Raw genomic sequence first — 14,763 nt, 5'->3', positions numbered from 1 at the left:
CGAACAAGGGTGACCCATCGAGCCCTCTACGGGAGGACCGATCTGCTAGCCCGCAGGGTCCGCGATGGGGCGTTCTAGCGGTGTGGGTTGAGGGCCTTGAGCCGGGTGGTGAAGTGTGGGTCGGGGCTTGGGGGAGCAGTGGTGGCCAGTGGTGAGGTCAAGGTATCCCCAGCCTCCTCCAGGGTCTCGGTCAGAACGAGTCCGGGGGCGACGAAGATTTTCTGCACCGAACCCGGAGTGCCGGATGTGGAAGAAGGCCAACAGGGCCCGCGGGGGATTGGTTCGGGAAGTCGGTCCCTTGGGTCCCTTGGTTTCGCGAGAGGGACTCTCTGCACGGGGCGCTGCCTTGCGGCCGGGCGCTTAGCGGTGCGTACGGGGTGCCGGGGGAGGGGGGACGGTGCTGGACGGCGGGAGCACGGTGCCCTGCTTGTGGGCGGGCGCGGGCGGCTGAGACGTGCGGGTGTGGTGGTCGGCGCGGAAGTGCACGGGGGTTGTGAGTTGGGGCAGGCTGGGGTCGCTGGCGAGCTTCTCGGTGAGGGCGCTGAGGATTTCCGTGGGGGTGGTTCGGGAGGCGGTGAGTGTCCAGGTGGGGTAGTGGATGCTCTCGCCGCCCCACAGGGTCCAGATGTCGGCATCGAGGTGCCAGCTGGTGGAGCGGTTGAGCTGGAGGCCCGTTGCGCCGGGGATTTCCCAAGTGCGGTGGTGCTCGTCCGCAGTGTGTTCCCATCCGGCGTGCAGGAGGGGGGAGGTGATGTCGCGGACGGTCTCCTCGGAGGGTGGCCGGGGGCCGAGGTCGTTGTCGGCGAGGGTGGCGAGCACGGTGCGCAGGATCGGCTCGGGGGTGTCGGTGGAGAGGGAGAGGCGCCAGGTGCGGTCGGAGACGGGGCTTTCGTAGGCGGCGATGGTCCAGGCGGTGTCGCCCCGGGTGGTTTCGTGTTCGCGTTCGATGCGCAGGGTCTGTTCGTCGTGGACGAGGTGGGTGGTGAGGTCGGACCAGGTGCGCCACTTCGACCACGCGTCGTGCGTGTTGAGGAACTCGTCGAGTACGTCGTCGTGGTTGCCCGGGTGGGCCGCGTAGGCGGGCGCGGCCTCCGGGGCCGGTGCCGGAAGGAGGGCCGGGGGAAGCAGGAGGGCTTCCGCGAGGGCCGCTGCTGTTGCCTTTTCGGTGCTGGTGAGTGGGGCAGGACCGGGCCGGACGGCGTCCTTGTAGAGGCGTAGGAATTCCGTCAGCGCCTCGCGGGGGGTCTCGTAGGTCGTGGAGACGGTACGCAGATGGTTCTGGCCGTGGAGGTGGATGCTCTCGCCGTCGCGGTAGGTTCCGGCGGCAACGGTGGTCCATCCGTCGTCGGCGTGGGCGTGGATGATGAGGCGGCCGTCACGGATGTCGTCGTGGATCTTCTGGGCGTCGGCGGAGACCTCTCGTATTTCCTCGCGGTCCAGCCAGTGCATGGGATGGCCGTGCCAGGTCCATTCGGTATCGATGTCCTCCTGCAGTTCGGAGGTGATCGTCACGCGGAGGTTCTCACCGCGGAGTGCTCGGGCGGCCCGGCTGGCGTAGTGGCTCTCCTCGCTGTCGATGCGGGCCAGGACCATCGTCTGCGCGGCGGCGGCCACGAAGCCGTACTGGTAGAGGATGGCGCGGGCGAGGCTGGTGTCGGCGCTGGTGGGATCGATGAGGGTGGCGATCACCGCGCTGGAGTGCGTGGGGTGCTTGCTGAGGAGGATGTGGGCTGTTGGGGCGTCTGAGGCCATGCGCTGCTCGATTCGTGGCTGGTGGGCTAGTTGAGGTGGTGGCGTCGTGTGAAGGCCGCGGGGTCAGTGGAGGGGGGAGGGGTCCCAGGCCCGGACGGCTGAGTCCGCCGGCGTGGACGGGTGGCACGGCCGAGCAGGGTGAGACCGAGGGCGCCAAGGACGGCCAGGGCGATCACTTTGACGGGAGCGGGCAGCTGGGTGTGGAGCAGGACCACGGCGAGGGGCACGAGTGCGCAGGCGAACGCGATGCGCTGCCGACGCGGGGCATGGAGGGGGGTGTGCAGAGGGAGTCTCCCGGGAGGGGTAGGTCATCGGGCGGTGCGGGCGGTGGGCGGCCGTGCCGGGCGGGCGACGGGAGCGCGTGCCGTGGCAGGGCCGGGCGGCGGGGGTGGGTGGTGCAGGTGTTGCCAGCGGCGGTGGGCGGCCGTGACGGGGGCGAGGGCGCGGCGGCTGCCGATCAGGAGCTGGTGCACGGTGTTGACCGGGTCATTCGCGTACACGCGGATGTGGTGGGCGGCGAGGCGCGCGGAACGCAGCAGGGACTGCTGGAGGATCTGTTCCGCGCAGTAGACGGGGTCGTCGGGGCTGGGCTGCACCAGGGCCAGCACCGTCTGCGGGGTGACACGGCCGGTGAGGAGACCCTGGTGTTCGGCCTCGCCGAGCACGGTGATGGGGTCGAGGGGATCGCCCCGGTGGACCATGGCGGTCAGGCACCGGTACAGCCCGCCGTGCAGCGGGATCGCGAAGTCCTCGGGTCGCAGCGCTCGCAGGGCGAGGAGCGCGTCGGGCAGGCGGACGAGTCCCGCCAACAGGCCCTGCTCGTCGGCGAGTTCCTGCTCGGAGGGTGTGTCCTGGGGTGCCTCCGGGAGGGGGGTGCGCGGTGCGGTGCCGGTCGGGGAGCCGATCTGCTGTTGCAGGGCATCCACGTGCAGCAGCAGGCGTGCGCACTGCTCCGCGACGGTGGTGGCCGGGGCGGGCAGGCGGGTGTCGGCAGCTGTGTGGGCGAGCTGGTCGGCTTGGGCGTGCAGGCTGCGGCGGGCGTGTCCGGTCTGGATCATCCGTGCGTACGCGGTGGCGTGGGCGGGCGCGGGGCAGGAACTGACGAGCCGGTGGAGGTAGGGCAGGGTCAGACCGCGGGCCTGTGCCGTGGCGGTGGTGAACACCTGATTGATCCAGTGCAGGCTCGGCAGCAACGGCGGCGACTCCCCTGCCTGCTCCGGTACTTGGGGGGCGAGTTGCTGGATTGCGGCGAAGAGGCTGCCGTGCACGTGGGTGGTGAAGTGCTCGGGGGTGAGGCGGATGCCGGGGGCGAGCGCGGGTTGGATGAGGAGGGCGCCGAGCAGTGCCTGCTCGGCGAAGTCCACCGGCTGCGGGGGCGTTCCGGCGTACGGGAGATCGTCGTCCCGCCGGGGGCGGCTGTGGGGGCGTGCGGACATCAGGCCGCCAGGGTGAAGTCGTCGGTGGTCAAGGTTTTGTCCAGGAGCGGGGCCAGCAGGTGCAGGGCCAGGCGCGGGGGGACCGCGTTGCCGATCTGGCTGAACTGCTGGCCCTTGTTCCCGGCCCACGGGTAGGTGGCGGGGAAGGTCTGCAGGGTGCCGGCCTCGGCGGCGGTGATCCGGATGGGAGCCGGCGGTGTGACCGGGTCTTGGTCCGGCAGTGCGGGGGCGGGCTCGGCGATCCAGACGCACTCGTTCGCGCGGTGTCCGAAGAACAGGGTGCCGGCGGGCTCGTGGCTGCGGCGGGTGGTGGCGTTCGCCTGGTTGTTGCTGCGCAGGGCCCAGGCCCACCGGTGTGCCTCGGCGGTGAAGGTGGGCGCCGGGCTCGTGGCGGGACGGTTGTCGCGGGTGCCGTGCCGGGCGGCCCAGCCGGCCCCCTCCCGCCGCGACTGCAGCACGACTCCGGTGGGGCGGGGCGCCCAGGTGCCGCGGTCGCGGGCATCCGACAGCGTCTTGCGGGAGCCCGAGGGGAAGGGTTCAGGCCCGCCTCCGGGGCCTCCGCCCGCGCACACCGTGGGGGTGGGCCGGTCGGTGGCGCCCCAGCCGAGGGCTTCGGCCATGGACACCCAGCGGGCGCGGCCCGGCCCGAACAGGCTCTCCGGCTCGGCCACCTTCGCGTGGGTGGGCGGCGGCGGGGCGGCGGTGCGAGTGCGGGAGGCGAGCAGGATCGCCCGCCTTCTCGTCTGCGGCACGCCGTAATCCGCCGCGTTGAGGATGCCCGTCCACACCGAGAATCCCCAGGAGCGCAGGATGGACGCGTACTGCTTCCACAGTGCGAGAACGTCGGGGACCTCCTCCATTGCCACCCACTGCGGTCCGCCCGCCGCGTGCAGGGCGTGCAGGTAGCGCATCGGCTCGGCGGCGAGCAGGCTCCGCGGATCACGGCAGGAGGACAGGAGCCGATCCCGGGTGTCGCGGCCCGAGGCCAGGTCGGCGACCGCCTGGTGGACCAAGGGCTGGTCGAGGAGGCCGAGTCGCTTGCCGGCCGTCGACCATGCCTGACAGGGCGGGCTCGCTATGAACCCGCCGACGCGCCCGACAAACGGGCGGGTGGGGTACATCGCCACGTCGGTACGCACTGTCAACTGTCCCGCCGCGGCACGGGTCTTGCACGCCCACTCGTCCCACTCCAGGCCCACGTCCCGGATCCCCAGGGCGGCCAGAGCGCAGCTCCAGCCGCCGGGCCCGGCGAACAGGTCCAGGATCAAGAAGCGAGTCCGAAGTCTGCCTGGAGGGGCTCGGCTTCACCGCGGCACGCCCACGGGGAGCAGCCGTCGAGCACGCCGTGCTCCAGCTCGTCCGCGTCGGTGCCGCCGGACAACGGGGTTTGGAGGGCGGCGCGCTCGGCAGCGGTCACGTGATCGATCGGCGCCTCGCTGAGCGGGACGCGGGAGCGGTGCAAGAACGCCTCGCCCAGCAGTGCGTTCCCGTTCGCGTTGGCGCGCGCGTTCCCCTGGCGGATCGCGGCGTCGAAGGCGATGACGTCCTGCCATTCGTCCGGACTGGTATCGCGGATATGTCTCCACTGCGCATTTCCGTGAAATGGACACCCGAGGCAACTGGATTTCGGTGTGTCGGCGAGACCGCGTGACGTCAGGTAGGTGACGCAGTCGGCCCGTGACCAGTTCATATCCGTGATCAGCGGGTGCCGGTTGCGCATGTACTTCACGTCGGCGTCTTTTGCCCGGTGGAATTCATCGGTGGAGATACCGACCCACTGCTCGACGTAGACATCCTTGGGTATACGGGCAGGGTAGGGGTATCCCAGAAGATCGCGGACAGCCTTCTTGATTGGTTTGATCTTGTATTCGCCGGTGCATTGACGCCTGGTCATGCCCGGTTTGCCGTCCTTGTTGAGGATGTAGAGCGGCATGGATGCGAAACGGTGCTCAGGGTCGAGTGCATCGTTTCTGATGTTTCCGGTGGAGACGCGGAGTACGGGAATACCTGCCGGGGCGGCGATTTCCCGCTCCAGGCGGTCCAAGTGGTCATAGACGGCCTGGGGCTCCCATCCCGTGTCGGCGAATATTGCGTAGTCGACCTTGGGGAGAGTTCCCTCGGCGGAAAGGGCGAGCATGGCGCTGGACTGGATTCCGGCGCCCAGGGAAATTGCCCGGAAGCGCGGAGAGGCGGCAGAGGACGAAATGGCGGTTCCTGATGTCGGAGGAGGCTGGGTCAGTGGCGGGGGCTGGTCGCGGGCGCGGGAATGGACCGCAGGGGGTGGCCCGGCACGGGAGCGGTGGGTGCGGGCGGGAGGTGTGCCAGGGTGCGCTGGCCGAGATCGGTGGTGGTCAGGGGCTGGCCGAACGCGAGCGGGGTGCGGGTGTCCCGTGTCGCGAGGCCGTTCCTGGCGAGCGCTTCGTAGGTGGTCAGCAGGATTTCCCTGCCGCCCGGTGCGCTGATGTACCTGCGTCCGCCCGCGGTTTGCCGCAGGGTGGCCTGTCCCTGCGCGATCGTATGAAGCGCCGCGTGCTGGTACGAGGTGAGGGACCGGCCGATGTCGGCGGCCGGTGTGGAGACGGCGAGGTGCAGCGGTACGCGCGCGGGCTGCGGTTGGTGGGTGGCGAGCCGGGCGGCGATGCGGCATCCCTCGGCGCAGTCCTCCAGGCTGTCGAGAGCCTTCTCGACCGATGCGTCATAGGGCTGCGCGGTGTCCTGGCGCGTGGAAGGTGGAGTGGCGGGCTGGCGCTGTGCCGCACTCCGCATGACCTGGGCAGCTGCGGCGTTGGCGAGGTCGGTGCTGACGGATGCCGAGCGGGTCACGGCGGTGCCAAGGGTCATGAGAGCGACGGGGCTGACGGGGACGGAGCCAGGGTGCGATGCGGGGTTGCTGAGGTTGAACAGCAGGTGCAGGGCGTCATTGGTCAGGTCGTGGGCGTCGGCGAGGAGGCGGCGCAGGCCGGGCAGGTACTCCGCGGCGTCTGCGGGCGGGAGGTCGTCGAGGCGGATGTACAGGGTGTCGAAGCGGTCGGCGAGCGCGTGCAGAGGCTCGCTTTCGCCGGGGGGCAGGGGCATGGCGTGGCGGGTTCTGTGCGGGCCGGGTCAGCGGCGGGGGACGGCAGGTCCGGGGGCCGGGGAGGCGGCGGGCGTTGCGGAGAGGAGGCGCGCGGCCGTCGGCGCGGCGCTGGTCGGGCGGCTGGCCAGTCCGGCGAGGTGGGCGCGGCCGGTGTCGGTCAGGTGGAGGCGGTCCTGTTCGAGCCAGTCGTACGCGCGGGGGATGGGAACCGACTCGATCAGCCCCTGTGCGGCGAGTCCACGAAGGGTCTTGATGGCCACCGGGACGCGGGATTCGACGGACGGCGACTTCTGGGGGTCATTCAGCGCGACGTGTCCGCAGGCGACCGCTGACAGCGCGTCGTTCTCCGTCGTGGACAGGGGCAGGGCCTGCGTGCTGAGGTCCTGGATCCCGCGGGCACGCAGTTCGTGGGCGACGGCGGCGGCGCACGTGGTGAGGTCCTCGGCGGCGAGGCGGGTGAGAGCGCGGGCCCCGGTGATCGCGGTGCTGTGGGTGGCCGGTGCGCCGGTTTCCAGCGTGCGCTGGAGACCGTCGAGTTGAGCGGCGGCCATCTCGGTGAGGTGAGTGAGCTGGCGTAGACGGGCGGTGCAGTCGCGGACGAGGGGCCGGTGGCGGGGGAGGGCGGCGGTGATCTCGTGGAGCAGGTCGCGGGTCAGCCGCACGAGGCGCTCGGCGGAGGTGCGGGGGGCGGTCAGCTGGGATGCGCTGGAGGGGGTGTTCAGGCGGTGGTCGGCGAGCAGGTCGTGGTGGCGGGCGAAGTCACCGGCCAGGGCCAGGATGCGGTCAGGCAGGCTCGGCGGCGGTGCCACGTCGAACAGCTGCTTATCGTCAGAGGCGGTGTCCAAGGGGCTCCGTTTCAGGGCGGTGGTCAGCGGCGGTGGCCGGCCGTGGGCGGCGGGAGGCAGGGGACGGGCGTGGGGCCGGTGGCGGGCTGACGGGCTGGCGTCGGGTGCAGGCGTGGCATGCCGAAGTCGATGCCGACGCGTTGCCCGGCCAGGTGCAGGTCGGTGTCGACGTCCAGCACGGTGCCCAGAACCGCTGCCGGGCGCAGGTAGGGCAGTTGGAGGGCGAGGCCGGGGGCGGTGAGGGTGAAACCGTGGCGTTCGAGGACCTCGCGCCCGTCGGGATGGCGGGCCACCGCAGTGGCCACGACGCCGGTCAGGTCCACAAAGACGTCGGGCAGCGGCCCCGCCCGGCGGTATGCGGGAGTGGCCAGGTTCACGATGTTCGGGGAGAGAGCCAGCAGCCCCTGATAGGCGGCGAGGAGCGCCTCGTTCCGTGCGGTGCCGCCGTCCTCCGGCGCTGCCCTCGGGGGAGTCAGCTGGTAGACGATGCGGTCCTGGAATACCGCCGGGACGAATCCCGCGTCGGTGAGCAGGGGATGTGCGCGCGGGCGGAGCGATTCGCTGACGACGGCGAAGGGGATGCCCTCGTCGGTGGTGGACCCCAGGACCGCATCCAGCTCGTCGAAGAGGGCGAACGCTGGGAGCGTGTCCGTGCCGTGGGATGCCCGCAGGGCCCCGGTCGGGACACCGGCGTCGATGGAAGCTGCGGCACCCATTTCGTCCAGGTCGTCAACCGCGGCCAGGACCGCAGCGACCCGCTGCTCTTCCGGCATCTGCGGCGGCAGTTGAAAGACGGTCCGCCCGTCGAGGACGGCCAGGGTGAAGTGGTTGTCGGTGAGGGCAGCGGGCAGGTCGAAAGCGGGGGCCGTCCGCTGGATGTAGGGAACGAGCATGGCGGTGGTCCGGTCGGGGATGAGGCTGAAGGTGACGAAGGCCAGGCCCGCCGGGTCACGGATCTCGATGGTGCGCGTGGTGCCCCGCAGGTCCACCGAGGCGAACCCCATGCGGTGCAGATCGAGCAGGATCTGCTCGTCAACGGCGTCGTACGCGTCGTCGACGGATATCCCGTCCGGCAGAACGGCGAGGTGCTGTCCCTGATACATGCGTGAGGTGAAACCCGCATCGTGCAGGGCGCGTTGGACGTCACCGCGCCGGGCGACGTGTGGGGCGAGCAACAGGAAGAAGTGGCCCTGCCGGCCGTCAGGGGTGCAGGCGATGGTCACGTCGAAATGGTCGGGCAGAGCCAAGAGCGTCTCCTGCAGGGGAAGTTGGTGCGATTCGTGTGGAGGGAATTCAGATCGGCCGCAGGGGGAGCGACGCCGTATGGTGCAGGGGGGCTTACCCGGACCTTGGGCCTCGGGCCGGGGTGGGGGGATCAGCGAGAGCGGCTGGCAGTGGCCGCCGGTCGCGGGGCGGCGGGTTGTGTGGTGGTCAGGGTGGTGGGCTGTGGCCGCGCGAAGGAGGCGGCGAGGTCGCGGCGCCCGTCTGCGCTGAGGTGGACGCGTTCGTGGCGGTCCCAGTCCGGGCAGTCCGCGCGCATCACCAGGCCGCGGCTTTCCAGTGCGCGGATGGTGCTGATGCTGACGCGGATGTCCTCGCGGCGCAGGTAGGGGCCGTCGTTGGTGAGTGACACATCCCCTTGGGCCACCGCGCGCAGCGTGGTGTGCTGCGCGGGGGACAGGGCAGGGGGCCGGTACGCGGACACGACCCCCCGGTTCCGGCGTTCGATGACGTATCGCTCGGCGGTTGCCAGGGCGTCCGGGGCGCCAAGGGCGGTGAGGCTGGCGACGAGGGTGAAGCGGCGGCCGGCTTCCCGGCGGGCCTCCTGCTCGGACAGGACCGCCAGGAAGTCGTCGCCGAGTTCCAGCGGAAGCCCTGCGCGGGTGGTCTCCAGGATGTCGAAGGCGTCGAGGAGGTGGTCTGCTGCATCGGTGGCGAGCTGGGCGAGCTGGCGCACCCGCGCGTACACCGCGCGGATCTCGGGACTGTGGTACATCGGCTGGGCGTTGAGCGTGTCCACGATGCGTAGGGCTGCTCGGGCCAGGCGCTGAGCTGTGTCCGTCTGCGTGGTCAGCTGGGTGGTGAAGGGTGCCCCGCGGAGCTGGTGGCTGTCGTTGAAGCGGGTGAAGTCCCCTGCCAGGGCAAGGAGTTGCTCGGCGGGCTCCAGAGGGTCGGTGTTCTCGGTCAGGGGTGGCTCCAGGGCGGGAGGGGGCGGGGTCAGCGGTGCCGGCCGGGGTGGGAGAGCTGGGCGAGGGCGTGCTGGATGTGCGGATTGATCGCGGCGTTGTGGACGGGTGTGATCAGGGAGCTGTGCTCGAACCGTGTGCTGAGGGGGACGTCGGCGAAGGTCCGCTCCACCGCCAGGGACGAGGCCAGGTGGGAGAAGTAGTTGCCGACGAGTTCCTTGGGGGTGTCCTGCGTGAAGGTGGCCAGCGGCGCGTTCTCGAAGTAGAGGTGCTCCACCCGCCAGGCGACGCGCTGGTCGGGCGCGTGCTCCAGTCGGCAGTACAGATCGGGTGAGGTGAGGGTGCCGTCTTCGGCCGACCACCCGTTCAGGCGGGCGAGCTGGTCCAGGGACATGTCCGTGATCGGAATGCGCTCGGCGTGCCGCCGGTCGCCGTGCAGCTGAGGCAGCGCCTGGGTGACGGCGGCGACCGCTTCCAGGGGGGACTGCCGGCTGAACGTCATCTCCCAGTGGGGCTCGTGGTGGGCCACCGTGACCTGCTGGCCGAGCGGGTGCAGCGGGGTGAAGTCGACGAACAGGGTGCCGTCGGGGCTGTCGATCGTGACGTGTCCGGCGGCGGGGTCGTGCTCGTACTTCCAGCCGAACAGGTGGATGAGCGGGCCGATCACGTCGGCGACCCGGTCCCCGGCACCGGCCATGTACCGCGGGGAGACCATCACCCGGGCATCAGGGGCGAACTGGGTCATCGGCGCACCGCCGGGATCCCGGCGGGCTGCGGAACAGGGCGCGGCACCCCCAGGATGGAGGGCGGTGCCGTGGCGGGAACGAGGGGGTCGGCCAGCAGATTGCGCACGGCCACGCTGCGTCCGCGTGCCAGCAGCGAGGTGTAGGCCCGCTCGACAGCTGCCAGGGGCTGTCCGATGTCCCGGGGGAGCAGGTACGTGCGCTCGCGCCAGGAGTGGTTGACGTCGACCTCGCGGAAGGCGCACTGCAGCAGGGTTTCCCGCACGACCGGGTCGAGCACGGTGGCCGCGATGAGGCCGTGCGGGGTGTGCTGGAACCGCACATCATGCTGGAACTGGCCGCCCAGCAGGGGTGTGTTCATCAGGTACACCGCGTGCGTCCCGGCCTCGATAAGCGCGCCGTAGGCGTCCGCGACCACGTCGTCACGGGTGTTCGTGGGGGTGGTGAAGGTCAGCGCCGTGGCTGCCGGGATCATGTGGTGGCGGAGCAGGACGGGGACGGCGTGCGCAGCGCGGGGGTGCACGGTGATCAGCGGTGTGCCGTCGAGGTCGCTGCCGAACAGGACGCCGAACCCCTTCGACAGGGATTCACCCAGCCCGCCTGTGCCGGGGCGCGGTAGATCGGTGGCCCGCGTGCGCAGGGTGAGCACGTCGGCGCGGCCTCGCTGCCACGCGGCGACGTCGTCATTGGCCGCCCCCTCGGGTACGAGCTGGCCGGTCGCGCCCTGGGCGTAGGCGTGTTGGGTGCTGGTCTGCTCGCGGTCGCCGTCCCAGGTTTCCCAGGGCCACATGTTCGGGAGCGCGTAGTGGCCGTCCCAGTTCGGTGTCACGGTGTGGGCGAAGGCGGTCCCTGAGTACCCCGGGTCCGCGAGGAAGTGGAGGTGGTGGCCGTGCCATTCGGCACGCAGGCCACTGGGGTCCGCGTTCACCTCCGCAGCGATCTGCTGGGCGGTTTCCCGGGAGACGGTGAGCGTGTCGTACCCGCTCAGCGTCCCGGCGTTCGAGAGGGCGAGGTACGGGCCGAGGGTGCTGCCCTCGGCGGTGACGAGGTGGAGGTGAGGCAGAGGAGGCTCGTTTCGTGGGATGTGGTGCGGTGCGCCAGGTCACGCCGCGGTGGTCGGGTGCCGTGCGAGGCCCAGGGCACCGGGCTGCGGGCTAGCGGAGACGACGCACCGACGGTGCCCGTGGGCGGGCGCTGGTGGTGGGAGGGCTGGTGCGGAGCGGGGCCGCGCGGGGCGGCAGGGAGGGGAGCATCCGGGTCCCTGGCATGTCCGCCAGCGCCGGCGGGATTTCCGTTGCCAGGCGTTCCGCGGGCATGGGGCCGGAGATGTTCGCGAAGAAGCGCCGGACGAGCCCCTCGGGTACGGCAGCGTCGAAGGCGGCCCGCCATGCGGCGGCAGCCTCCTTGGGCGCCGACGTCTCGACGAACCAGCACCCGTCGCGTTCCCCCCGGGCATACAGGAGGGTGCAGCGGAGCCCGGGGGAGGTGAACCGCTCGCCTTTGGCACTGGCGGACGCCGTCCAGCCCCGGGCTGCGGCGAGCTGGCCGGGGGAGTCCTCGTGGAGGAGGCCCAGCCGTTCCAGGTGCCGTGCGTCGCCGGTGAGGAGCGGCAGGAGCTGGAGGGTGGCGGCGACCGCCTCGATGGGCGTGTGCTGGCCGAAGACGGCTTCCCAGGAGTCGGCCTCCTCATCCGTGCTGCGGTGCGCGATCGTCCACCAGCGGTCCTCGTCCTGCGTCGGGTCGAAGGTGACCGTCAGCGCCCGGTGGGGGCTGTACAGGGTGATGCGTCCTGCGCTGTGCACCCGTTTGACGGACCAGCCGAAGTCGTGAAGGAGGGGATGGAGCGCCCACGCGAGCCGGGACAGTCCGCCGCCGGCCAGATACCGGGGTGCGACCAGCACACGGTCGTCACGGGCGGGTTGCGTCATCGGCGCGTGTGCTCGCCGCCGGCAGGCCGGACTCCGGCCACGGGAGGCGCCGGAGCGATTCCGGTGGAGCGGGACGGCTGGTGGGCGTCCGGGGCGGCGGGTGTCGGTGGGGCGTGCAGGAGGAGGCGGGCTTCCGTCAGGGCGGCGTGCGCGTTGCTGAGGTGGACGCCCAGGGCGCGGTGCTGGCCGAGGGCGGCGACCTGCTGCGGGAGGGTGTCCTGTGCGCTGGTGGCCAGGGTGACGACCTGTTCGAGGGCCTGGCAGTGGTGGGCGACGGCCCGCCCGAGGTGGGTGGCCGCCTGGGCGAGGACGGCGGCGGGCGGCAAGCCGAAGGCGTTCGGGGTGAGCTGGTACTCGACGGCGGCGGCCAGCTGCGCGGTGACGTGGCTCAGGAGCGCGGTGTGCCGACTGGCGTGGAAGACCCCGGTGGGGTCGGCGGTGATCTTGTGCTCGTGCATGTCAGCGGTGACGGCGTCCACGGCCTGACGCGGCAGCATGTCTTCCAGATCGACGGGTTCGTACAGAGGCAGAGTCACTCCGGGAGTTCAGGGCCAGGTGCCTGCCACAGCAGGCGGGCGACCTGGTCATTGCGATGATCGGTACGGGGCCGGGCGGCGGTGTGCCAACCGCGGCGGGCAGGGCGCCGGGCGATCAGACGCCATCCGGCGCCGCGCAGCGACGCGCCGCCCTCGCTCTCCTGGGTGTAGGTGACCAGGCGCCGGTACCCAAGAGCCTTGGCCGCCCGCCAGGACGCTCCGAGCAGCAGGGAATTGGCGTTGCGGACGCCGTCGGTGGCGATCCGGGTGACTTCGAGCGTGGCGCCGTCGTCGAGGTGGCGTGCCACCGGGCGTCCGACGACCGCCACCGCCCGCAGGACCCCCGTGTCGTCAGCAGCACCCACCGCGAAGACCTGCCCGGCCGACGGCGGGTGGTGGCGGTGCCAGGCGCGCACGAAGTCCTTCGCCGCCCGCGAACGGACCGGCACCACGTGCAGACGGTTCTCGCTCACGCGGCCTTCCCGAAGTCGGCCTGTCCCAACGGCTGCTTGGCCAGCGCGCGCTCCGTGATGGCCTGGGCCGCGCGCGCGGACGCGGCTGCCACTTCGTCGGCGCCGGGCTCGGCGTACCAGGGACGCAGATCGACCATGGCGGCGCGCAGTCCGGTGGCGAAGCAGATCGCGGTGCCCTTCGGCAGGGCGCGGATCGCGTCGGCCGGAAGGATGCGCTCCTGGCGCATGGACACCGAGGTGCTCTTCCCCGATTCCGAGTGCGAGGTGGACGTGGTGGCCACATCGTGATCGCCGATCAGCCGGGACAGTTTGTCGGCGAAGTCGGGGTCGTCGATGCCGGAACCGATGATTTTGATGGTGGACGCGCTCCACATGCTGTCCATTCCCGCATCACCCCACGTTTTCTGTCCCTGCCGGTACGACTGGAGGATGGTCATGGGGATGATGCCGCGCGACCCCAAGTGTGAATACAGATCCGGGAGATCGGAGATTTTGCAGACGTTCGCGGCTTCATCGAGGATGGCCAGCATGGGCGGATCGAGACGCCCACCGGCGCGTTCTGCCTGCGCAGTTGCGGCCCGCATGACCGCGTCGGCGCACGCTGCGATCAAGGCGCTCGCTCCACCTCCGCCGTCCTTCGACAAGAGGAACAGGGCGTCGGTACTGGTGACGAATTCGGCGGGCTGGAATTCGTCGACGCCCTTCTGCGGGGTCACCCAGGCGGCGATATCTGCGTTCAGCAGGGCTGACGCGTACTGGCGTGCCGTCTCGTAGATTCCGTCTCTTGTCTCCGGCGGCCCCTCAACTGTTCCCTTCAACTGAGCTGCTACGGAATGGAATTGGTGGTCCCGAAGTACGTCGAGCGGGGCGCGGTCGGCGGGAAAGGCCAACCATGCCATCACGTCGGTGATCGGCCGCTCGTCGAGGGCGGCGGCCAGCAGCAACTGGGCGAGGATGTTGCTGCCTGCCTTCGACCAGAAGTCGCCCGACTGCGAGGCGTCCACAGACGCGGCGAGGAAGTGCGAGGCAAGCCGGTTCGCCCCGTCGAGGGTCTTCGCGGTGGCCAGCGGGTTCCACCACATGGTCCGGTCGGCATGCGCGATCTGCTGCGGGTCCATGGTCCACGTCCGGCCCTTCTGTGCGCGGGCGTCCAGGCAGGCGGTGAAGGCGTCGTTGGCGGCCTTGTTGGAGGTGAGTAGGACAGGTCCTGGGGCAGCCAGGATCGACGGGATGGCCAGCGAGGTCGTCTTGCCGGACCGCGGTGCCATGATCGCCACGCACACGTCCTCGTACCCCATGCGGAGTTCGGTTTTCGTTCCCTGCAGGTTGCCGATCAGGATGCCGGTGTCGGCGGGCGCGAGGGCCTTGGCGTCTTTCAGGCTCGGTCGCAGCGAGCGGGCCTTCGCGGTGGTCGCCTTGATGAGCAGCGGCTGGATGTCCCCGCGCTTCGCCATGCCAGAGATACGTTTCTTCCTTCCGCCTCCGGCGTTTCTGCGCCGGGCCCAGAGCAGGCCGACGACGAGGGCGAGCGCGGCCAGGAGAACGGCAGGGGCGATACGTGTGGCGATGAGCAGGAGGGTGGATCCGGTGGCCGGCCAGAGCTGATCAGGATGGAGAAGCGACTGGGTCGGCTGGTACGCGGCGGTGGGGGTGTCGGTCAGCCAGGCGGCGAGGTTTCCGCCGAGCCAGGCGAGATGGGCCAAGGGGACGGCGATGGCAACAACGCCGAGCAGCGCTTTGAAGGCGAAGTCGGTGCCATCGGTGGAGGGCGTGCGGGTCAAGGGCTTC

General features: G+C 70.9%; 14 protein-coding genes. All 14 read right to left on the bottom strand.

Annotated elements, in window-relative coordinates:
* Nucleotides 1-360 precede the first annotated feature (360 nt).
* Nucleotides 361-1,752, bottom strand: coding sequence for a DUF317 domain-containing protein (locus ACIO3O_RS08570; RefSeq protein ID WP_401743597.1), 1,392 nt, complete (start codon nucleotides 1,750-1,752; stop codon nucleotides 361-363).
* A gap of 308 nt (nucleotides 1,753-2,060) precedes the next feature.
* Nucleotides 2,061-3,188, bottom strand: a complete 1,128-nt coding sequence (locus ACIO3O_RS08565) for a DnaB-like helicase N-terminal domain-containing protein (RefSeq protein WP_401743596.1) — start codon at nucleotides 3,186-3,188, stop codon at nucleotides 2,061-2,063.
* Complete coding sequence (locus ACIO3O_RS08560; RefSeq protein WP_401743594.1) at nucleotides 3,188-4,456, bottom strand: DNA cytosine methyltransferase; 1,269 nt, start codon at nucleotides 4,454-4,456, stop codon at nucleotides 3,188-3,190. The genes ACIO3O_RS08565 and ACIO3O_RS08560 overlap by 1 nt, the downstream gene beginning before the upstream one ends.
* Nucleotides 4,453-5,325, bottom strand: coding sequence for a hypothetical protein (locus tag ACIO3O_RS08555; RefSeq protein WP_401743592.1), 873 nt, complete (start codon nucleotides 5,323-5,325; stop codon nucleotides 4,453-4,455). The genes ACIO3O_RS08560 and ACIO3O_RS08555 overlap by 4 nt, the downstream gene beginning before the upstream one ends.
* A gap of 98 nt (nucleotides 5,326-5,423) precedes the next feature.
* The gene (locus tag ACIO3O_RS08550) at nucleotides 5,424-6,263 is read right to left on the bottom strand and encodes a hypothetical protein (RefSeq protein ID WP_401743591.1); all 840 of its coding nucleotides are present in this window, start codon (nucleotides 6,261-6,263) and stop codon (nucleotides 5,424-5,426) included.
* Between the two features lie 27 nt (nucleotides 6,264-6,290).
* Nucleotides 6,291-7,109 (bottom strand): hypothetical protein, encoded by an 819-nt coding sequence (locus ACIO3O_RS08545; RefSeq protein ID WP_401743589.1) that lies wholly within the window; start codon nucleotides 7,107-7,109, stop codon nucleotides 6,291-6,293.
* A gap of 23 nt (nucleotides 7,110-7,132) precedes the next feature.
* Nucleotides 7,133-8,356, bottom strand: coding sequence for a hypothetical protein (locus tag ACIO3O_RS08540; RefSeq protein WP_401743587.1), 1,224 nt, complete (start codon nucleotides 8,354-8,356; stop codon nucleotides 7,133-7,135).
* 128 nt (nucleotides 8,357-8,484) lie between these two features.
* On the bottom strand, nucleotides 8,485-9,129 hold the full coding sequence (locus tag ACIO3O_RS08535; RefSeq protein ID WP_401743586.1) for a hypothetical protein: 645 nt from the start codon (nucleotides 9,127-9,129) through the stop codon (nucleotides 8,485-8,487).
* Nucleotides 9,130-9,326: 197 nt separating this feature from the next.
* Nucleotides 9,327-10,040, bottom strand: coding sequence for a DUF317 domain-containing protein (locus ACIO3O_RS08530; RefSeq protein ID WP_401743585.1), 714 nt, complete (start codon nucleotides 10,038-10,040; stop codon nucleotides 9,327-9,329).
* A complete protein-coding gene (locus tag ACIO3O_RS08525; protein WP_401743583.1) occupies nucleotides 10,037-10,966 on the bottom strand; it encodes a hypothetical protein in 930 nt (309 codons plus the stop codon). Before ACIO3O_RS08525 ends, ACIO3O_RS08530 begins: the two co-directional genes overlap by 4 nt.
* Before the next feature lie 226 nt (nucleotides 10,967-11,192).
* Nucleotides 11,193-11,966, bottom strand: a complete 774-nt coding sequence (locus tag ACIO3O_RS08520) for a DUF317 domain-containing protein (RefSeq protein WP_401743581.1) — start codon at nucleotides 11,964-11,966, stop codon at nucleotides 11,193-11,195.
* Nucleotides 11,963-12,502 (bottom strand): hypothetical protein, encoded by a 540-nt coding sequence (locus ACIO3O_RS08515; protein ID WP_401743580.1) that lies wholly within the window; start codon nucleotides 12,500-12,502, stop codon nucleotides 11,963-11,965. Before ACIO3O_RS08515 ends, ACIO3O_RS08520 begins: the two co-directional genes overlap by 4 nt.
* Nucleotides 12,499-12,975 (bottom strand): XF1762 family protein, encoded by a 477-nt coding sequence (locus tag ACIO3O_RS08510; RefSeq protein ID WP_401743577.1) that lies wholly within the window; start codon nucleotides 12,973-12,975, stop codon nucleotides 12,499-12,501. Before ACIO3O_RS08510 ends, ACIO3O_RS08515 begins: the two co-directional genes overlap by 4 nt.
* Nucleotides 12,972-14,756, bottom strand: coding sequence for a type IV secretory system conjugative DNA transfer family protein (locus ACIO3O_RS08505; protein WP_401743575.1), 1,785 nt, complete (start codon nucleotides 14,754-14,756; stop codon nucleotides 12,972-12,974). The genes ACIO3O_RS08510 and ACIO3O_RS08505 overlap by 4 nt, the downstream gene beginning before the upstream one ends.
* Between the last annotated feature and the right edge of the window lie 7 nt (nucleotides 14,757-14,763).

Source organism: Streptomyces sp. NPDC087440, from assembly GCF_044744005.1.
GTDB lineage: Bacteria > Actinomycetota > Actinomycetes > Streptomycetales > Streptomycetaceae > Streptomyces.
The sequence above is the reverse complement of the archived record's forward strand: the minus strand, read 5'-3'. Positions and strand labels throughout refer to the sequence as shown.

What these genes read in the sequence shown, in the direction of transcription:
- ACIO3O_RS08570 (WP_401743597.1), bottom strand. Translation starts at nt 1,752, where the DNA reads ATGGCCTCAGACGCCCCAACAGCCCACATCCTCCTCAGCAAGCACCCC.
- ACIO3O_RS08555 (WP_401743592.1), bottom strand. Translation starts at nt 5,325, where the DNA reads ATGCTCGCCCTTTCCGCCGAGGGAACTCTCCCCAAGGTCGACTACGCA.
- ACIO3O_RS08565 (WP_401743596.1), bottom strand. Translation starts at nt 3,188, where the DNA reads ATGTCCGCACGCCCCCACAGCCGCCCCCGGCGGGACGACGATCTCCCG.
- ACIO3O_RS08550 (WP_401743591.1), bottom strand. Translation starts at nt 6,263, where the DNA reads ATGCCCCTGCCCCCCGGCGAAAGCGAGCCTCTGCACGCGCTCGCCGAC.
- ACIO3O_RS08520 (WP_401743581.1), bottom strand. Translation starts at nt 11,966, where the DNA reads ATGACGCAACCCGCCCGTGACGACCGTGTGCTGGTCGCACCCCGGTAT.
- ACIO3O_RS08530 (WP_401743585.1), bottom strand. Translation starts at nt 10,040, where the DNA reads ATGACCCAGTTCGCCCCTGATGCCCGGGTGATGGTCTCCCCGCGGTAC.